Genomic DNA, 18423 nt, shown 5'->3' with positions numbered 1-18423 from the left:
AGTTCATCGTGGGAACGATAGCCGTCACCGGTGCCGCCTCCGGAATCGGCGCGTGCGTCGCCGCGCGGCTCACGGCGCGGGGGCATCGCGTCATCGGCGTCGATCTGCGCGGCACCGATGTGGCGGCCGACCTGGGCACGCCCGAGGGCAGGAGTGAGGCCGTCGCGGAGGTCACCCGGCTGTCCGAGGGGCGGCTGGACGGCTTCGTGCCGTTCGCCGGAATCGCCGGTGGGACCGGGCGCTCCCCCGGCCTGCTGGTCTCCGTGAACTACTTCGGCGCCGTCGACGTCCTGGAGGGCCTGCGGCCGCTCCTCGCCGCCGCGGGCACGTCATCGGTGGTGCTGATCTCGTCCAACTCCACTACCACGCAAGCAGGTTGGCATCCCGAACTGGCGGATGCGTGCCTGGCGGGCGACGAGGGCGCCGCGTGCGCGCTGGGCGAATCCCTCGCCGACGAGGGCGGCGTGCTGGCCTACCCGGCGACCAAGGCGGCCCTGGCGTACTACACCCGTACGCGGGCGGCCGACTACATAGTCGACGGCATCCGCCTGAACGCCGTCGCGCCGGGCTTCATCGACACACCGATGACCCGGGCAGGCCGCGAGGACCCGCGCGTCGCGGACGGCATGAAGGCCTACCTGGCGGCCATCCCGGCGGGCCGCGCGGGCCGTCCGGAGGAAGTCGCGGACCTGGTGCTCTTCCTGCTGTCCGCCGCGTCGGCGTACTGCGTGGGTTCGTTGATGTTCTGCGACGGCGGCCTGGACGCGAAGCTACGCGGCCTGGAGTGGCCGAAGGCGGCGACCCGGCGCCCCCGATGAGCAGTCGTTCACACTGCTGAACCGCGATGTGGATTCTGAACGCCCGCGCCGAGCTTGGGCGTTGAGCTTCTGGCGCGCACCGAGAGGTGTCGCGCGATTCTGTCCTGCTCAGGGAAACCTGCGCCCGCTCCCTCCTACGCACCTGCCGGTGCGCAGGCCGGGCACGGCGTTCCCCTACGTGGAATAGGAAAGTTTCCTGTCAGTCTTGACGGCACCGGAAATGGACCTTAGTTTTCCCGCCAACCCCACGTTCCGCACGGCCCCGTCTCCCCCACAGGGCCCGCACCTCTCACAGCACCCCCTGAACACGCGCTGAAGCACGTCCCCCACAGAGCGACGCGAACACAGGAGGCACCTCCCATGACGCCCCACCGACGCTGGATCACCCTCACCGCGGCGCTCGCCGCGGGCTCACTCCTCACCCTCGCCCCGCAGTTCAGTGCGGCTGCCAGCGCCGACCAGGACGCTCGAGCCGCCGTCCGGGCCCCTGCCGGTTCACCCGTGGCCGTCAACGGCCAACTCAAGCTCTGCGACACGACGTTGTGCTCCGCGCAGGGCAAGGCCGTGCAGCTCCGCGGCATGAGCTCGCACGGCACGCAGTGGTACGAGCAGTGCCTCACGGACGGCTCGCTCGACGCCCTGGCGAAGGACTGGGGAGCCGATGTGCTGCGCGTCTCCACGTACGTCCAGGAGGACGGCTACGAGACCGACCCGGCGAAGTTCACCAAGATCGCCCAGCGCGTCGTCGACCAGGCCATCGAGCGCGGCATGTACGCCATCATCGACTGGCACATGCTCTCCCCCGGCGACCCCAACGCGAACACCTCGCTGGCCAAGAAGTTCTTCACCGACATGGCGAGGAAGTACGCCGACCAGCCCAACGTGTTCTACGAGATAGCCAACGAGCCCAGCGGCGTCGAATGGTCCGAGATCAAGTCGTACGCGGAGGAGATCATCCCCGTGATCCGGCGCTACGACCCGGACGGCATCGCGCTCGTCGGCACCCGCGCCTGGTCGTCGCTCGGCGTGTCCGAGGGCGCGGACGAGCGGGAGGTCGTCGACAACCCGGTCGACGCCGAGAACGTCATGTACACCTTCCACTTCTACGCCGCCGACCACGACGACGAGTACCTCCAGACGCTGTCCCGGGCGGCCGACGAAATCCCCATGTTCGTCACCGAGTTCGGCACGCAGGAGGCGTCGGGTGACGGCGGCAACGACTTCGCGATGTCCCAGAAGTACATCGACCTCATGAAGCGGAAGAACATCTCCTGGACCAACTGGAACTACTCGGACGACGACCGCTCCGGAGCGGTCTTCAAGCCGGGCACCTGCGACGGTGACGAGTGGTCGGGCACCGGCGTGCTCAAGCCGGCCGGGGCGTGGGTGCGGGAGCGCGTGAAGGGCTGACGGATTCGACGCGACGCGCGCCGAACACGGCGCAGCGGGGCCGGACCCCTTCGAAAGGGTCCGGCCCCGCCTCTGTCATCTTGCATCGCGCGCTCTCGCGCGCGTCCCGACCGCCGGGAGCGTGATCAGAACATGCGGCCAGGGCCGCCCGGGTAGTGGGCGCCGTAGTACGTACCGATCTGGTCGTGATAGGCCGGGTCGGTGAGGTGCTTGTGCTTGTCGAACTCGGGCGCGTCCTTGATCTGGTCCTTGGTCCGCGCCACCTGGATCGTCTTCGTCTCCGGGTCGATGCCCGTGATGGTCCCCGCCGGCAGCAGAACCTCCTTGCCGAAGATCCACATGCCGGTGTCGACGACGATGTACTGCGAGTCGACGTCGTTCGAGTGCTTGTCGACCTTGCCGATCTGCCCGTCCGTCGCCTCGACCTTGTACCCCGTCAGGTCAGCGTTGGGAGAGTGACCTGCCGTGGCGGGGTAGCTCCAGATGTTCTCGGTCATGGTGTGACCTCCGTGCGCTAGCCGGTCCGGTCAGGCGGTGCGGTCCGCACCGTGCGTCCTTCCCGGCGACACCACCCGGTTCTCCGGGCAAGCCGTACGTAAACGTCCGGCAGGACCTCGACCGCGCCTTCGGCGAGAACCGCACCCCCGGGGGTTACGGCAGCCGCCTGATGGGACAGGCGACTACTCGTGGGCGCTGACGGCATCACCGGCGCTGAGCACGACGTACACACCCTTGGCGTCCTGCCGGTTGCCCAGCCCGGCGCTCTGCGCCTTCGCCTCCATCGTCGCGCCCGCGTCGGCGGGTACGACCGAGATGCCGGGCTCGGGCGTCGGCTCGGCCTGGACCGTGACCACGCCGGACCCGCCCTCGTCGCCGGCCTGGCCCTCGCCCGCCGCGGCGTCACCGCTCCCGCCGCAGGCGGTCAGCGACAGCACGACGGCCGCAGCCGCGGCGACGGCCGCCAGACCGCCGGTTCCGGCGGCGCGGCGCGTACGACGAAGAGGACGAGTGGCCATCTGGGAAACCCCCCACGGGTCATTGCGGTGTGCGACAACCGGTCAGAGGGATGTCCGGCACCGAGTCGTTCACCGAGTTCTGTCCGCACTTCGTAACAGGGGGATCGGGCCCTGTCCCACTTCTACTACGCATACGCTTCGTACTTCATCCCGCATGGCCGCCTCGGTGCTGGCGAACCTGCGGCACGGCGGGGTGTCGACCGCGTCCGAACTGGCGGCCATCGAGGGCCTCCAGACCCAGTCGCTGACCAGAGTCCTCAACGAACTGGAGGAACAGGATGAGGTGGCGGCGGCCGACGTGACCGCGGGCGGCGGGCCGGAGGGGGCGGCCACGCAGGCGCCGGGAGCGGCTTCCGCCCTATGAACCGCTTCCGCCCTATGACGCGGGCCAGTTCCTCCCATAGCCCATCCAGGCGCTCGCGAGCGGTGCCCAAGTCCTCTCCCTGCTCCGCCGTGCCTCCATCGAGGCCTCCGTCGAGTCGCATCAACAGGCCGTACAAATCGCCGAGATGACGGGTGGCGGTGCTGGCCGCCTCCGCCACCGCGTCGGGCAGGACCATCTGGGCCTCGGCATGACGCATGCGGTGGTCGCGGCGCGCGGTCCAGACCTGAGCGCAGCTCCCCGGTCATCCCACCCGTCTCCAGGGCGTGGAGGACCTTAGCCATCGCATTGGCCAGATCGCGGGTACCGGAGCTCAGCGCGGCGTAACACGTGCGCCGCGCCTATCGGGACGCGATCCGGTGTGCCAGCCACGCCAGCGCGGGCGGCATCCGGTACTCGACGGCGCGGTGGCCGCCCTCGAAGAGTTCGAAGTGGACGTCCGCGTCCGCCACTCCGGCCGCGGCGACCGCGTCGCGGAAGGCCAGCGCGCCCAGGTCGAGGAACCACTCGTCGCGGGTGCCCGCGTCGATCCAGATGCCGTGCTGGGAGCGCAGGGCGTCGGCGTGGCCGGCTGCCATCCGTACCGGGTCCCAGGCCAGCCAGCGCTGCCACTCCTCCTCGCGCAGCTCCCCCGTACGCGGGTTGAAGGGCAGGGTGGGAGTTCCGTCGGGCCCCGGGGAGAAGCAGGCGGAGACGCCGAGGATCTCCAGGAGGTTCAGGTCCTCGTCCTTGGTGAAGGCGACCCGTGAGCGGAAGTCGTCCCACCAGCGGAAGATGTCGCCGCCGTAGGACCTCAACTGCCGCGCCGCGGTGAGGAAGTGCGGCTGGTACTGCGCCTGGGACAGCGAGTCACCGGAGTGCGTGGCGAACGCGCCGAACAGGTCGGGGCGCAGCATCGTGCTGATCGCGGCGCCGAGGCCGCCGCTCGACTTGCCCGCGATGGCGCGGTGGTCGCGTTCGGGCAGGGTCCGGTAGTGGGCGTCCACGTACGGCACGATCTCCTCGCACAGGTACGAGTGGTAGCGCCCGGTGCCGGGCGAGTCGATGAACTGGCTGCCGCCGTACGTCGTCCAGGCGTCCACGAACACGAGGAGCGCGCCGGGGGCCTCGCCACGGGCGAAGAGTGCGTCGGCGAGCTCGGGCACCGGCTGCCGGAAAGCCATGCGGTTGCCCCAGATCGGCAGCGTTCCCGCATAGCCGAGCAGCAAGTAGATGACGGGGTACCGGCGCGTGGGGGCTTCCGCGTAGCCGGGCGGGGTGTAGACCCACAGCGGGCGTCGGGCGGGGTCGCCGAGGGGGTTGTCACGCAGCAGGGCGCTGTCGATGACGTGCTCATCGATGCGGCCGGACAGGGTGAAGGTCGACATGCCGCAGGACGTTACTACGATTTCAAAATATCTGAGTCCGTAATTTATGAACGGTATGGTGGAGTGGTGACAGCAGAGAAGCCGACGGCGGCATCGGCGCGGGTACGGGACTCGGTCGATCGGCACATCGCCCGCTGGGAGCGTGAAGTGCCCGGCCTGGTACCGGAGTTGGAAGGCGCGATCACCCGCATGCAGATGCTGGTGCGCCACCTGCACCGGCAGAAGGAAGCGGCCCTGGCGCGGCACGGGCTGAAGATGTGGGAGTACGAGATCCTGTGGCGCCTGCGGTCGGCGGGCGAGCCGTACCGCATGACGCCGACGCGTCTGGCGCAGGGGCTCGGCGTCCATCCTGCGACCCTCACCAACCGTCTCGACCGGCTCCAGGCCTCGGACCTGATCACGCGCGAGCATCCGCCGGAGGACCGCCGCAGCCTCCTCGTCGGCCTGACCCGCGAGGGTGCCGAAGCGTGGTCGGCGGTGATCGACGACCAGCGCGAGGCGGAGGCTTCGCTCCTCGCGCCGTTGCCTCAGGGGGAGTTGGAGCTTCTTTCTGCCCTCTTGCGTACCGTGGCGCTCGCCGTCGAGGAAGGCGGGACGCCGCTCATGCCGGACCTCGACTGAGGCTCCGGAGCTCGCGGCCTGGTCACGCGACCACGTGGCCCGCCGCCGTAGGCGTACCGGCGGCGGACCACGCTCCCTGCTTCAGATGACGGGCACGGACACGGTCGTCAGCTGACGTTCTTGACCGGAAGGACCTTGCTCGCACCCGCGATGTAGTAGTCCTTGGGCGCGGAGAAGACCACGAACTCGTTGTCGTAGTCCCGGATCTTGGCACGTACCTCGAAGTTGCCCTGGGCGTCGGTGGTGGCCTGCGCGTCGTACGCGGACTCGAAGTAGGTCCGCAGCAGCACCCGGGTGCCCGCGACCGGACCGTGCCCGGCGGGCCAGGTGACCTTGCCCGTGACGACGAGCGTGTCACCGGCGCGCACCTTGGTCCGGTTCACCTTGTAGGTGAGCGAACTGGCGACCGGCTGGACGGTGAGCGTGTCGTCGCCGAAGTAGATCTCGTTGTCGTCGGGCGGCCCCGGGTCGTACGACGCCTCGAACTGCACCTGGTGACGGGGGAAGACGTACACGCTGTTCTCCCCCAGCCAGCGGTCCGCCCGCACCCCGGCGAGCGTGAACCGCCCCTGGGCGTCCGTGCGGACGGTCCCCAGGTCGAGGGTCTCGCGCTCGGTCGGGTCGATGGGGTCGCCCCACGGGTTCCACGTCTTGTACAGGACGGTCTTGCTGAGATGGACCGGCGCGTCCGTGACGGGGGTGCCGTCAGCGCGGGTCACGGTGCCGGCGAGGTCGGTGGTGCGGTGGGCGAAGTCGGTCGTGGCGGCGCTGCTGGAGAGCGCCACCTTGTACGGCGACGTCGGGTCGTCCACAGCCGTACGAGCAGCCGCTGAGTCACCGTCAGCAGCCGGTCCGTGGGCGGGTGTCGAGGCGTGCGCGGCCGGGGCGCCGAGCGCGAAGGTGGTCAGGGTGAGGGCGGCGGCCGCGGTGAATCTCGCGGCGCGTGTACGCAGGTGCACGTGAACTCCGTTGGTGGTGCGGTCGGTTGCGGCCGGTGGGTCCGGCGGGTCTCGCCGGTGGTCCGGCGTGAAGTTCGACATGTGGGAGCCCGTGCGTGGTTGTAGGGGCCGCGGGGAGTGCATGGACCGTGCATGACGCGTTTGACTGCCGGTCACTGACGGGCCTCCTGCGCGTTGCCCGGACCCTCGCAGGCCCGCATCGACCGTCGGAAAAGGGCCCGGACCGAGCATCGAAGGAGCACTGAACCGAGAGGCTCCGGCCCAACCGTCGGGAACCGGCCCCGAGGACGCGGCGAAACCCGCCAAGGGGCGAGACGACGACACGCCGAGCGAGATGGATGCCGCCTTGGTCTACACCAACCACCGCTGTCCCAGTATCCTCAGCCGTGGCCAGTAGCCCACCATCCCCCACCCAGGTTGCGTGCTGGCGCGGGCGTAGCCCACCCAACTCTGCCCCCAGCAGCCGGGTGCCCCCCATTCGCCGCCTCCAGGAGGCTCACGGTGAAAGTTCGCACCAGAAGCACGGCGATCATCGGCACCATCTGCCTCGTCGCGTCCCTCGCCCTCACCACGGCGTCCGCGGACGAGTCGTCCGCCCCTCGCCAGGAGACGAAGGTCGCGCTCACGAAGGTGACCACGGCCAAGAACCCGTCCGCGGGCACGGCAGGCCCGCGCGGCACGGTCTGGATCGCCGAACGCGCGGGAACCGTAAGGGTCTTGGACAAGGGAAAGCTCAGCGAACCCGTCCTCGACATCTCCGCCGAGACCACCACCGACGGCGAACGCGGCCTGCTGGGCATCGCGTTCGACAACAAGCTCGCGCATTTCTACATCTCGTACACGAACCTCGAAGGCACCAGCACTGTCGACGAGTTCGCCGTACGGCAGGGCAAGCTCCGGCCGGAGACCCGGCGCACCGTCATCACCCAGACGCAGCCGTACTCGAACCACAACGGCGGCGACATCAAGTTCGGCCCCGACGGCTACCTCTACATCGCGCTCGGCGACGGCGGCTCGGGCGGCGACCCGCACGGCAACGGGCAGAACCTCGACACCCTGCTCGGCAAGATGCTGCGGATCGACCCGCACGGCGGCAAGCCGTACGCGATCCCCAAGGACAACCCGTTCGTGAACGACCCGAAGGCCAAGGACGAGATCTGGGCGTACGGGCTGCGCAACCCGTGGCGGTTCTCCTTCGACGCGGGCACCGGCGACATGCTCATCGGCGACGTCGGCCAGAGCGCCTGGGAGGAGATCGACTGGGCCCCCGCGAAGAGCAAGGGCGGCGAGAACTACGGCTGGTCCCAGATGGAGGGCAACCACCCCTTCCGCGAGGGCACCGAGCCCGCGAACCACGTACCGCCAGTCCACGAGTACGACCGCACCGGCCTCGGCTGCTCGGTGACCGGCGGCTTCGTCTACCGGGGCAAGGCCATCCCGGCCCTCAGGGGTCAGTACGTGTACAGCGACTACTGCGACGGCACGATCCGCTCACTGAGCATGGCGAACGGCAAGGTGACCGGCACGCACGACCTCGGGGCCAGCGGCGGCGAGGTCGTCTCGTTCGTCCAGGGCGGCAACCGCGAGCTGTACGCACTCGACATCGGCGGCAGCGTCTACCGCATCGACCGGGCGTGACGGCACGACGGACCCGGTGAAGGGAGCGGGAGGAGCGGCCACGTCGGCCGCTCCTCCCGCTTCGCCGTTCCGGCGCCCCGCCGCCCCTCGGCCCGGCGTGGTGGCCGAAGATGGGCGCATGGCCGAGGAAACGGGCGAGATCGCCCTGAGCAAGCAGGATCTTCGTGAGGTCACCGCGTACGCCGCTGCCTGCGCGGAGACGGTCCTCGACCTGTTCGAGGCCGATCAGCCCGACGACCCGCGTCCCCGCGACGCGATCCGCACGGCATGGGAGTTCGCCCGGGGCGGCGAGCGCGGGAAGCCGCTGCGCGACACGGCCTGGGCGGCGCTCAAGGCGGTCAAGGACACGGACACCGCGGCCGCCGGGGAGGCGGCACGGGCGGCGATGGCCGCGGCGGGCGCCGCCTATCTGCATCCGCTGGCCAAGGCCACCCAGGTCAAACACATCCTCGGCGCGGGCGCGCACGCCGCACGGGCGGCCGAGCTGGTGGCGGGTGACGATCCGGCCGTGGGCGCCGAGCACGTCCGGCAGGCGGTACGCCGTGCGACACCGGCCGTCGTCGACGTACTCAGGCGGTTTCCGGCGGCGCCGGGTGGTGGCGGCCGGGTCGGTGCGCTGATCCGCATGCTGGACACGGATCTTCGTATCTGACCGGGCGTGGTCCGGTCGCGATGAGTTTCGTCCGCGGAGACAGTCTCCCTAGACGTACGGACGGAACTCCCGGCGAAAGGTCGTCATCATGTCCTTCACCCATGTGCTCGCGGTCGCCCCGGTACGCGACATCGAAGCATCGGTGGCCTGGTACGAGCGGCTGCTCGGCAGGCCGGCGGACACGACACCGATGCCCGGACTCGCCGACTGGCACATCACCCCCACGGCCTGGCTCCAGGTCTTCCGCTCGCCCGAGCACGCCGGATCGTCCCTGGTCAATCTCGTGGTGGACGATCTGGACAAGGCCCTGGCGGAACTCGCCGACCGCGGGATCACGGCCGGTCAGGTCCAGCCGGGCTCCCAGCAGGTGCGGTTCGCCGCGATCCAGGACCCCGACGGGAACCGCGTCACGCTGATCGAGAGCCCTATCTCTTAGCACGACGTCATGTGCGCGAGCACCCGGGCGGCACCGTCCGGGCCGAACGCGTCGTCGATGGCCCCCGCCGCGCCTTCAGCCGCCTCCACGGAGCGCGGCAGGAGGACCTCTTCGTAGGCGATGACGGCCCGGTCCATGTCGGAGTGGGTGACGAGGGACCGCGCCAGGTCCGCGCCGTCGAGCATGGCGAGGTTCGCGCCCATCCCCGAGAACGGGGACATCAGGTGTGCGGCGTCGCCGAGGAGGGTGAGGCCGGGTGTGTGGGTCCAGGTGTGCGGGACGGGCAAGGCGTACAGCGGTCGGTTGACATAGCCCGTATCCGTGTCGGTGACGAACCCGAGCAACTCGCCGCTCCAGCCGGTGAATTCACGCAGGAGGGCATCGCGTACGGCGCCGGTGTCGGTGAGGTCGAGCCCGGCCCGCCGGTGCCAGTCCTCGTCCGTACGCAGAGCGATGTAGACGCGGATGTGTCCGTCGCTGTTGCGCTGGGCCACGATGCCCCGTCGGTCATGGAGGGCCATGAGCGTGCCCGCGCCGGTGAGTTCGGCGAGGCGGGGATGGCGGATGTCGGCGTTGTCGAAGCCGGTCTCGACGAAGGTGACACCGGTGTAGCCGGGCACCGCGTCGGACAGCGCGCGGCGGACCTTGGACCAGGCGCCGTCCGCGCCGACGACGAGGTCGGCGTCGGACGTGGTGCCGTCGGCGAAGTGCAGACGGTGGGTGCCGTCGCCGAGGGGCTCGACGCGGCTGAGCTTGTGGTCCCAGCGCACGGTGCCGGGCTTGAGCGACTCCAGGAGGAGGGCGCGCAGTTGGCCGCGGTCGATCTCGGGATTGCCCTCGGCGGTGTCGGCCTCGGGCGGGACCGCGTCGAACAGGATCCGGCCTTCGCCGTCCGCCACCCGCATCTGCTGACCCTCGGGCCGGGACAAGGCGAGGAAATCGTCGAGCAACCCGGCCTCGCGCAGGGCGTGTTGACCGGACTGCGGATGCATGTCGAGGGTGCCGCCCTGGTCGCGGGCGGTCCCGGAGGCGTCCAGGTCATGGACGGTCACGGCGATGCCGTGCTGCTGGAGGATGCGCGCGCAGATCAGGCCGCCGGGGCCGGCGCCGATGACGGCGATGCGGGGTTCGGGAGAGGACATGGCTGATCGCCCCTTTCGGAGGAGGGAGGAAGGGAGTGGAGAGAGGGAGCACGACGGAGGCGAAGGAGGACCGACCCGAGCGAGCGACGTGCTGCCGGGCCGGCGCCTCAGGCCGCCACTCCAGAAGAGCACACCAACCCACTAAGTGCAACAGTTGCACTTTTAGATCTGCTCACCTTAGTAATTCGCCCACCTTAGTTATCCGCTCAACTCAGAGGTACGCTGTCGCCATGACCGATACCGAGGCCGACTCCGCGACGAGCGCTCCGTCACCGCCCATCGGCCGCCGGGAGCGCAAGAAGGCCGCCACCCGCCAGGCCATCGCCGACGCCGCCCTACGCCTGTTCCTGGAGCGCGGGTACGACGACGTCGGCATCCGGGAGATCGCGGACGCCGCCGACGTGTCCACCACCACGCTGTTCAAGCACTTCCCGGTCAAGGAAGCCCTGGTCTTCGACGAGGACGCCGAGCAGGAGGAACGGCTGCTCGGCGCCGTACGCGAGCGGCCCGCCGGACAGTCGATCCCCGCGGCGCTGCGCGACCACGCGCTGAGCTACCGCATGGCCTCGGCGGACGACGACCCCCGCTTCGCCTCCTTCGCCGGCCTGGTCGGCGCCACCCCGGCCCTGCGCGACTACCTCCAGGCCATGTGGCTGCGCCACGCCGACGCCCTGGCGCGGGTCGTCGCCGAGGAGAGCGGCCTGCCCGCCGACGACCCCGCCTGCGCCGCGCTGGCCCACTTCGCCCTGGCGGCTCCCCACGCGGTCCACAGCCACGACGATCCCCGCCGGGCGGTCACGCGCGCCTTCGACCTGCTGGAGAACGGCTGGCGCGGTACGTCAGGCTGAAGGGCCGCGCCCCTCGACCGGGAGCCGCGTTTGCCGAACCGGCAACGAACGATGCTCTTTCCGGCACATCGACTGAGACTGGCCCCACGGACGCCGGGCGAAACCGGCGGCACATCGAGGGGAAGGCACGCCATGGAGAGCGCCGAAGCGGCAAGGTTCTGGGACACCGTGTACACGGACCGGCCCGCGCCCGCCGACCCGCGGCCGAACGCCCGCCTCGTCGAGACGGTCACCGCACTCCCGCCGGGAGACGCGCTGGACCTCGGCTGCGGCGGTGGCGGCGACGCGCTGTGGCTCGCGGAGCAGGGCTGGCAGGTCACCGCCCTCGACGTCTCGGCCGTGGCGACCGCGGCGCTCACCGAGAAGGCCCGCGCACGCGGCCTGAGCGACCGGATCACCGCCGTGCCGCACGACGCCCGGGACGCGCTGCCCGATCTCCATCTCGACCTGGTCACCGCGCACTACTTCCAGACCCCCTACGAGCAGGACAGGACGCCCGTACTCAACGCCGCCGCCGCTCTGCTGCGGCCGGGCGGACGCCTCCTGGTCGTCGACCACGGATCGACGGCGCCGTGGTCGTGGAACCAGGACCCGGACGTGCGGTACGCGACGCCGCAGGAGGTCGCCGCGCTGCTCGACCTCGCGCCCGGACTGTGGGAGATCGAGCGGGCGGACGCGCCGACCCGCACCGCGGTCGGCCCCGACGGCAGCACCGCCGAGGTCGTCGACCACGTCCTTCTCGTACGCCGCACGGCGTGATGCCGACCCCGCACACACCCGCGCGAACACCGGCACACGCACCTCAGGACTTACCGGACAAGGAGACCGCCGTGCCCACCCCCGCCCGCCGCAAGGACAGCCCGCCGCCCCGCACCGCGAACGACGAAGGCGACGTCCTACGCAGCTTCCTCGACTATCTGCGCGCCTCCATCGCCTCGAAGGTGGAGGGCGCCCCGGACCCTGAGGCCCGGACGTCTGCGGTGGCCTCGGGCACGACCCTGCTCGGCCTGCTCCACCATCTGACGGCCGTGGAGAGCGCGACGTTCCTCGGCGAGACGGTCGGTGACTGGCAGGCGACCTTCCGGGCCCCGCAGGACAGCGTCGCCGATGTGGTCGCCCGCTACCGGGACACCGTCGACCGCGCGAACAAGGCCCTCGACGCCTGCACCGACCTCGGCGCGCCTCTCCCCCGCCCCGGACGCCCCGGCTCATCTCCGAGCGTCCGCTGGGCACTTGCCCACATGATCGAGGAGACGGGCCGCCACGCGGGCCACGCCGACATCCTCCGCGAACTCATCGACGGCTCCACCGGGCGCTGATCCACCGGCGGCCCCGTGGCACGCGGCCGACGTCTACTGCGCCGCGCTGCCGACCTCGTCGAGCAGCATCCGCGCGGCCACCGTCGCGCCGTCGGTGCGGATCGTGCCGGACACCGTTTTCGCCCGCGCCTGGATCTCCGGTGTCAGGGCCGTCCTGAGCGCCGCCGACAGGGAGTCGAGTGTCGGGGTCGGGCCCTCGTGGGCGGCGCCGATGCCCAGTTCGGCCACCCTGGCGGCCCAGTGCGGCTGGTCCGCGATCTGTGGGACGAGCACCTGCGGAGCACCCGCGAGGGCGGCCGCCGTCGTGGTGCCCGCGCCGCCGTGGTGCACCACGGCGGCCACCCGGGGAAAGAGCGCCCGATGGTTGACCTCGCCGACGACCAGGCAGTCGTCCGCGCCGTCGGTCAGGGAGAGGTCGGCCCAGCCGCGGGAGAGGACGGCGCGGCGGCCCTGCGCGCGGATCGCCTCGACGGTCACCCGGGCGACGTCCTGCGATGTGCGCATCGCCATGCTGCCGAAGCCCACGTACACCGGCGGTTCGCCCGCGGCCAGGAACGTCTCCAACACGGCCGGGAGCGGGCGTCCGTCCGGCAGGAGCCACGCTCCTGTCTGGACGAGGTCGAGGTGGGTCAGGTCCTGCCACGGGCCGAGGAGCGGGTCCGCGGCCAGCCAGGCCCGGTCGGTCAGGACGTGGTCGCGGACGCTGTCGACCGGCGGCAGGCCGATCTCCGCCCGGTGCCGGTTCAACGCATCGCCGTACAGCGCGTTCACCCGCTGTCCGTCCTGTTCCCAGAGCACCTTGAGGTCGCTCTCGTCGCTCGGGGACGGGGTGCCGGGCCGCGCGCCCGGACGGAAGTACGGGGACGGGAGTCCGAACGGATGGAAGCAGGCGAGCACGTAGCGGATGCCCAGCTTCTCGGCCACGTCCCGCGCGCCCGCCGGCATCAGGCCCGTCGCGAGGATCGCGTCGCACCCCTTCGCCGCCGTGCCGAGCGTGGCGAACCGCGCGGCGACCAGTTCGGGCGCGAGCCGGAAGGCGTCCTCGCGTGTCGGCGGCCGCTCGCCCGTCACCACCGAGCGCACCGAGGGGCCGAACGGTACGTGCTCGACGCCGACGCCCGCGAGCAGCGTCGCGAACTCCTCGTCCGGCGGCGCGCACACCCGTGCCTCTGCGCCGAGTTCCCGCAGCCGCACCGCGAGCGCCGCAAGCGGTTCGACGTCCCCGCGTGATCCCCACGCCGACAACACCACACGCATCTCGTGCATCCTCATTTTCCGCAGGTCCTGGCTTCGGCCGACCATCTTGACGGAGAGGTGGGGCCTTGCCGCAAGCCCCCCGGTGGGCTATAGGTTGAAAGTGGAGGGGCGCGATAGCGACCGCCGTGTGAGCCTCTCGGTTCCGGCGTGTGAGCCTCTCGGTTCCGGCGTGTGAGCCTCTCGGTTCCGGCCAGCAGCACCGAATGAACGGCTCCGCTTGTGTCCTGAAGGCGCGTTTGTGCCGGGCCCGGTCTGCCGAGGAATGCCCCATGACTGAGGAGAACGCGACGCACGCCACGGATGTGGCACGCGCCTACTACGACACCGATGACATCGACGGCTTCTACTCGCAGACGTGGGGCGGTGAGGACATCCACGTCGGGGTGTACACGGACCCGCACGAAGCGATCGGTTCCGCCGCGGGCCGGACCGTCGAACGGATGGCCGCGAAGGTGGGGGACGCGCTCGGCGCGGGGAGCACCGTCCTGGACATGGGGTCGGGCTACGGAGGCGCGGCCCGCAGGCTGGCCGGGGGATTCGACTGCCATGTGGTGGCCCTGAACATCAGCGAGGTCCAGAACGCCCGGCACCGTGAACTCAACGCCGAGCGCGGCCTCGACGACCGTATCGAAGTGGTGACCGGTTCCTTCCAGGACATCCCCGCCCCCGACGGGAAGTTCGACGTCGTCTGGTCCCAGGAGGCCCTGTGCCACAGCGGTGACCGGACCGGAGTCCTGCGGGAGGCGCGGCGCGTGCTCAAGCCCGGCGGCCACCTGGTCTTCACCGACCTCATGGCCGCCGAGGACGCGCCCGACGACGAGGTGCGCCCGGCGGCCGAACGCCTGCGCCTGACCGACTTCGCCACGGCGGCGTTCTACGTCAAGCAGCTCAAGGAACTCGCCTACGCTGACGTCGACTTCGACGATCTCAGCGACCACATGCTGACCCACTACGAACGCCTCACCGAAGAGGTCCTCGCGGCGGCGCCGGGGCTGACCGGCGCCGTCAGCGCCGGCTATGTCGACCGGCTGAGGACGAGCCTGCCCCAGACGGCGGCCGCCTGCCGCAAGGGCCACTTCAGGTGGGGGATCTTCCACGGCCGCCGTGGCTGACGGCGGCTGACGCCCGCCGTGGCGGCGGCCGGGCCCGTGGGCGCCCCGGCCGCCGCCCCTGGCGAAGGGTCAGGAGCCGTGCCGGTCAGAGCACTCCGATGTCGTAGAAGAACTGGTAGCGCGTCGGGTCGTCCGGCAGGAACCAGTGGAAGCCTTCTTCCAGGAAGACGGCGACGAGGTTGACGGCGATGATCAGCCCGACGAATCCGAGGACGACGCGGGCGATCGCGCGCTGCGGCGAGGGGGCGATCGTACGGTCCGCGGTGACGTGGGCGAGCGCCATGACGAGGCCAACCGCGACCACCGAGGCCTGGAACAGGATCCACGCCCAGACGTACATGTGCAGGCCGAGGACCGGCGCACCGTAGCCCTTGTCGCCCGGCAGGATGTGCAGCATGGTCTGGCGCCAGGCCGTGAACGAGCCGCCGATCACCGCGACCAGGGCGAGGCCCCAGCCCAGCATGTAGTCCCGGCCGGTGACGGTGCCCGTCATGCCGCGCCGCACGATCCAGCAGGCGCCGAGCGCGGCGAGGAGCATGAACATCCGCTGGATCATGCAGAGCGGGCAGGGGTAGTCCCAGCCGACGAACTGCACGCCGAGGCCCGCGCAGACGATGCCGGTCCAGCCGACGGCGAAGAAGCAGGCGAACCAGAACTGGACCTGTCCGAGCACCGCGGGCAGGCGGTCCGTGGCAGCGGTGGGAGTCGTGGTGTGGGCCATGTCAGTAGCTCAGCCCCAGCCCGAGCCCGCTGGTGACGTGGTGGTTGAGGAGCACGGCGACCAGGAGGATCACGAGCGCCCAGGCGCCGAGCACCATGCCTCTGGACCGGTCCTGCCAGATCGCCACGAGCGTGGCCAGCAGGCCCGCGAAGATGATGGTGTCCATGACCGCGGTCCGTACTGACGGCCCGTCACCGCCACCAAGGCGCCGCGCATGCGGTCCCCGGCCGGTACCTCCGCATGGCGCAAGCGAGGCTCGGTGCCGCGACCTCAGGACCGGGCGCGGGCCGGGCTGGGCTGGGCTGGGAAGATCGTCAGTACGACGTCCCCATCGCGGCCCGCACCTCGTCCAGGGTCGCGTCGGCGATCGTGCAGGCCTTCTCGTTCCCGGCCTGGAGCACCTTGCGGATGTGGGCGCGGTCCTCGGCGAGTTCGGCCCTTCGGGCGCGCAGCGGCGCGAGGTGGTCGTTGACCGCTTCCGTCACGGTGCGCTTGAGGGCTGCCGCTCCCCCGTCGCCGATCTCGGCGGCCACCTGGCGCGGGTCGCGCCCCTGGCACAGCGCGGCCAGCAGGACCAGGCTCGATACTTCCGGGCGCCCTTCCGGGTCGTAGGTGACGTGGCGTTCGGCGTCCGTCTTGGCGCCCTTGATCAGGCGGGCGGTCTCGTCTGCGGTGGCCGCCAGGGTGATGGCGTTGCCCCGCGACTTGCTCATCTTGGTGCCGTCGGTGCCCAGGAGCAGCGGCGCCGACGACAGCAGCGCGTCCGGCTGGGGGAAGACGGGTCCGTAGCGGTCGTTGAAACGGCGCGCGACGGTGCGTGTGACCTCCAGGTGCGGCAACTGGTCCTGTCCGACCGGCACCAGGCCGGCCTTGCAGAACAGGATGTCGGCGGCCTGGTGCACCGGATACGTGAACATCAGTCCGGACACGGCGGCCTGCCGCGAGTGCGCGATCTCGTCCTTCACCGTGGGGTTGCGGCGCAGCTCGGCGACGGAGACCAGGGACAGGAACGGCAGCAGCAGCTGGTTCAGGGCCGGTACCGCGCTGTGCGCGAAGACGGTCGTGCGCTCGGGGTCGATCCCGGCCGCCAGGTAGTCGAGGACGAGGTCCTCGACGCGTTCCGTCAGGTGTTCGGCGATGTCCCGGTCGGTGAGGACCTGGTAGTCGGCGATCAGGACCAGGGTGTCCACGCCCCGGTCCTGGAGTTCCACGCGGCCGCGCAGGGTGCCGAAGTAGTGCCCCAGGTGCAGGCGTCCCGTCGGCCGGTCCCCGGTCAGGACCCGGAAGCGGGCGGGGTCGGCCGCGATCTCCTTCTCCAGTTCGGCGCCTCGGCGCAGGGCCGCCGCCACGTCGGCCTTGCTGACCGCGGGAGCGTCCCCCGATCCCGATCCCGATCCCGTTCCCGATCCCGCGTCCGCGTGGGGTCGGGGCCTGTCGTCGTGGGGTCGGGGCTCGCCGTCCGCCAAGTCGCCTGCCATGGGTCTCTCCCGCCTCGCGCTCACCGTTCGGCGCCACAGTAACCGGCATATACACGGCATAACGGTCGCGGGGGCGTGACCCGACCGCCGCCGCCCCGACATCAGCCGCTCGGCCGACGCAGCGCGCCCGAACCCGGTCGCCGTCCTACGGTGAGGGCCATGCCCCCCACCACGCGCACCACCGGCAAGCGCTACCCCGAGCGGCTCTCCTACGACCGCGAGGCCGCCTACGCCGTCCTCGACCAGGCACTTGTCGCCCATGTCGGCCTCGCCACCGACGAGGGCCCCGTGGTGCTCCCGACCCTGCACGTACGCGACGGGGACCGGCTGCTGCTGCACGGCTCGGCGTACGGCCGGTTCATGACCGAGGCCGCGTCCGGGGTCGAGGTGTGCGTGACGGTGACCCTGTTCGACGGTCTGATCCTCGGCCGTGCGGCCTCGCACCACTCCGGCGCGTACCGCTCCGTCATGGTCTTCGGCCGGGCCACCGGCATCGAGGACCACGAGGAACGGGCCGAACTGCTCGGGCAGATCGTGGAGGGCATCGTTCCCGGCCGCCTGTCCGGCGCGCGTGCGGCCCGCCGTCCCAGTACGGACGAGGCCGCCTACACGGCCGTACTCGCCCTGCCCATCGAGGAGTTCTCCCTCAAGACCCGCAGCGGCTTCGCCAGGGACGAACCCAAGGACGACGGCGTCGAGGCGTGGGCCGGGACGATCCCCTTCAACGTCACCCCGGGCACCCCCGTCCCCGACGCCCTCACCGGCGCCCGCTTCCCGGCGCCCGACACGTCGGCCTTGCGGGGCATCCAGCACAACGGCTGACCCGCCTGGACCACCGCAAGGCCCCAAGAGCCACGCGCCCCGGCTAGGCCACGGGTCCGCCCTGCTCGACGATGACAAGCGTGCCCGTACTGCCGGGGCGCACGGCGTGTGCGACCCCCGCCTCCACCACGTACATCTCTCCCGCGCGCACGTCGACCTCGGCGCCGTCCGCGATCAGTCGCAGCGTCCCGTCCACGACGAACAGCGCTTCCGCGGTGTCGTGCGCTTCCAGGGGCAGGGTGCGGCCGTCCATCCGCAGGACCTTCACCTCGGCGCGGCCGACCCGGCCGAGCACCGACGAGCTCCAGGCGTCGCCGATGCGTGCGGCCCGGTCAGGTACGTCGATGGGGTTCATGGCATGGCCTCCTGCTCGTGATCAAGGAATGGGACGACCGTACGGCGGGGCGGCACGCCACTGGTCGACC

Annotated in this window: 22 protein-coding genes; 12 read left to right on the top strand and 10 right to left on the bottom strand. The window is 71.0% G+C overall.

Translation table 11 applies throughout. The features are described 5' to 3' along the window. The first annotated feature begins 8 nt into the window (after positions 1–8). Both ACIO9J_RS24215 and ACIO9J_RS24210 read left to right on the top strand, forming a co-directional pair. Positions 9–818, top strand: coding sequence for an SDR family oxidoreductase (locus ACIO9J_RS24215; RefSeq protein WP_402003151.1), 810 nt, complete (start codon positions 9–11; stop codon positions 816–818). 360 nt (positions 819–1178) lie between these two features. Next, on the top strand, positions 1179–2228 hold the full coding sequence (locus ACIO9J_RS24210; protein ID WP_402003149.1) for a glycoside hydrolase family 5 protein: 1050 nt from the start codon (positions 1179–1181) through the stop codon (positions 2226–2228). 125 nt (positions 2229–2353) lie between these two features. On the opposite strand, the gene ACIO9J_RS24205 is transcribed toward ACIO9J_RS24210, so the two are convergent. Beyond that, on the bottom strand, positions 2354–2725 hold the full coding sequence (locus ACIO9J_RS24205; RefSeq protein WP_402003146.1) for a PRC-barrel domain-containing protein: 372 nt from the start codon (positions 2723–2725) through the stop codon (positions 2354–2356). A gap of 183 nt (positions 2726–2908) precedes the next feature. After that, a complete protein-coding gene (locus tag ACIO9J_RS24200; RefSeq protein ID WP_402003143.1) occupies positions 2909–3244 on the bottom strand; it encodes a hypothetical protein in 336 nt (111 codons plus the stop codon). 154 nt (positions 3245–3398) lie between these two features. Between ACIO9J_RS24200 and ACIO9J_RS24195 the strand changes: the two genes are divergently transcribed. Beyond that, positions 3399–3608 carry a hypothetical protein gene (locus ACIO9J_RS24195; protein WP_402003140.1) on the top strand — a complete coding sequence of 70 codons (210 nt, stop codon included), beginning with the start codon at positions 3399–3401 and terminating at the stop codon, positions 3606–3608. A gap of 359 nt (positions 3609–3967) precedes the next feature. Here the strand turns inward: ACIO9J_RS24195 and ACIO9J_RS24190 are convergent, their stop codons facing one another. Further along, positions 3968–4993, bottom strand: coding sequence for an alpha/beta hydrolase (locus tag ACIO9J_RS24190; RefSeq protein ID WP_402003137.1), 1026 nt, complete (start codon positions 4991–4993; stop codon positions 3968–3970). A gap of 66 nt (positions 4994–5059) precedes the next feature. Here ACIO9J_RS24190 and ACIO9J_RS24185 point away from each other — a divergent pair, with 66 nt between their 5' ends. After that, positions 5060–5614 carry a MarR family winged helix-turn-helix transcriptional regulator gene (locus ACIO9J_RS24185; RefSeq protein WP_402003134.1) on the top strand — a complete coding sequence of 185 codons (555 nt, stop codon included), beginning with the start codon at positions 5060–5062 and terminating at the stop codon, positions 5612–5614. Positions 5615–5721: 107 nt separating this feature from the next. On the opposite strand, the gene ACIO9J_RS24180 is transcribed toward ACIO9J_RS24185, so the two are convergent. Next, complete coding sequence (locus tag ACIO9J_RS24180; protein ID WP_402003131.1) at positions 5722–6573, bottom strand: acyl carrier protein; 852 nt, start codon at positions 6571–6573, stop codon at positions 5722–5724. Positions 6574–7074: 501 nt separating this feature from the next. Between ACIO9J_RS24180 and ACIO9J_RS24175 the strand changes: the two genes are divergently transcribed. From ACIO9J_RS24175 to ACIO9J_RS24165, 3 genes are all read left to right on the top strand, one after another. Next, on the top strand, positions 7075–8211 hold the full coding sequence (locus tag ACIO9J_RS24175; protein WP_402003128.1) for a PQQ-dependent sugar dehydrogenase: 1137 nt from the start codon (positions 7075–7077) through the stop codon (positions 8209–8211). Positions 8212–8329: 118 nt separating this feature from the next. Beyond that, complete coding sequence (locus ACIO9J_RS24170; RefSeq protein ID WP_402003125.1) at positions 8330–8863, top strand: putative immunity protein; 534 nt, start codon at positions 8330–8332, stop codon at positions 8861–8863. A gap of 88 nt (positions 8864–8951) precedes the next feature. Next, the gene (locus ACIO9J_RS24165; protein ID WP_402003122.1) at positions 8952–9299 is read left to right on the top strand and encodes a VOC family protein; all 348 of its coding nucleotides are present in this window, start codon (positions 8952–8954) and stop codon (positions 9297–9299) included. On the opposite strand, the gene ACIO9J_RS24160 is transcribed toward ACIO9J_RS24165, so the two are convergent. After that, positions 9296–10441 carry an FAD-dependent oxidoreductase gene (locus ACIO9J_RS24160; RefSeq protein WP_402003119.1) on the bottom strand — a complete coding sequence of 382 codons (1146 nt, stop codon included), beginning with the start codon at positions 10439–10441 and terminating at the stop codon, positions 9296–9298. The genes ACIO9J_RS24165 and ACIO9J_RS24160 overlap by 4 nt on opposite strands. Before the next feature lie 230 nt (positions 10442–10671). Here ACIO9J_RS24160 and ACIO9J_RS24155 point away from each other — a divergent pair, with 230 nt between their 5' ends. From ACIO9J_RS24155 to ACIO9J_RS24145, 3 genes are all read left to right on the top strand, one after another. Beyond that, positions 10672–11289, top strand: coding sequence for a TetR/AcrR family transcriptional regulator (locus ACIO9J_RS24155; protein ID WP_402003116.1), 618 nt, complete (start codon positions 10672–10674; stop codon positions 11287–11289). Between the two features lie 132 nt (positions 11290–11421). Then, positions 11422–12048, top strand: coding sequence for an SAM-dependent methyltransferase (locus ACIO9J_RS24150; RefSeq protein ID WP_402003113.1), 627 nt, complete (start codon positions 11422–11424; stop codon positions 12046–12048). 71 nt (positions 12049–12119) lie between these two features. Next, entirely contained in the window at positions 12120–12608 is a 489-nt protein-coding gene (locus ACIO9J_RS24145; RefSeq protein WP_402003110.1) for a DinB family protein, read from the top strand. 33 nt (positions 12609–12641) lie between these two features. On the opposite strand, the gene ACIO9J_RS24140 is transcribed toward ACIO9J_RS24145, so the two are convergent. Beyond that, on the bottom strand, positions 12642–13865 hold the full coding sequence (locus tag ACIO9J_RS24140) for a glycosyltransferase (RefSeq protein ID WP_402003621.1): 1224 nt from the start codon (positions 13863–13865) through the stop codon (positions 12642–12644). Between the two features lie 269 nt (positions 13866–14134). On the opposite strand from ACIO9J_RS24140, the gene ACIO9J_RS24135 reads away from it, so the two are divergent. Next, positions 14135–14977, top strand: a complete 843-nt coding sequence (locus ACIO9J_RS24135; protein ID WP_402003107.1) for a methyltransferase domain-containing protein — start codon at positions 14135–14137, stop codon at positions 14975–14977. An 85-nt stretch (positions 14978–15062) separates the two neighbouring features. Here ACIO9J_RS24135 and ACIO9J_RS24130 read toward each other — a convergent pair whose 3' ends face one another. From ACIO9J_RS24130 to trpS, 3 genes are all read right to left on the bottom strand, one after another. After that, on the bottom strand, positions 15063–15698 hold the full coding sequence (locus ACIO9J_RS24130) for a disulfide bond formation protein B (RefSeq protein ID WP_402003104.1): 636 nt from the start codon (positions 15696–15698) through the stop codon (positions 15063–15065). Position 15699: 1 nt separating this feature from the next. Next, on the bottom strand, positions 15700–15864 hold the full coding sequence (locus ACIO9J_RS24125; protein WP_402003101.1) for a DUF5993 family protein: 165 nt from the start codon (positions 15862–15864) through the stop codon (positions 15700–15702). A gap of 148 nt (positions 15865–16012) precedes the next feature. Beyond that, positions 16013–17176: a tryptophan--tRNA ligase gene (gene trpS / locus ACIO9J_RS24120; protein WP_402003098.1), complete on the bottom strand. Its 1164-nt coding sequence runs from the start codon at positions 17174–17176 to the stop codon at positions 16013–16015. A gap of 159 nt (positions 17177–17335) precedes the next feature. Here trpS and ACIO9J_RS24115 point away from each other — a divergent pair, with 159 nt between their 5' ends. Next, positions 17336–17998, top strand: a complete 663-nt coding sequence (locus ACIO9J_RS24115) for a pyridoxamine 5'-phosphate oxidase family protein (protein WP_402003096.1) — start codon at positions 17336–17338, stop codon at positions 17996–17998. Between the two features lie 43 nt (positions 17999–18041). Here ACIO9J_RS24115 and ACIO9J_RS24110 read toward each other — a convergent pair whose 3' ends face one another. Then, complete coding sequence (locus tag ACIO9J_RS24110; protein WP_402003093.1) at positions 18042–18353, bottom strand: cupin domain-containing protein; 312 nt, start codon at positions 18351–18353, stop codon at positions 18042–18044. Between the last annotated feature and the right edge of the window lie 70 nt (positions 18354–18423).

It is taken from the genome of Streptomyces sp. NPDC087300 (assembly GCF_044744425.1).
In the GTDB taxonomy this organism is placed as follows: domain Bacteria; phylum Actinomycetota; class Actinomycetes; order Streptomycetales; family Streptomycetaceae; genus Streptomyces.
Note: the sequence above shows the minus strand (reverse complement) of the source record. Positions and strands in the feature narration are given on the sequence as shown.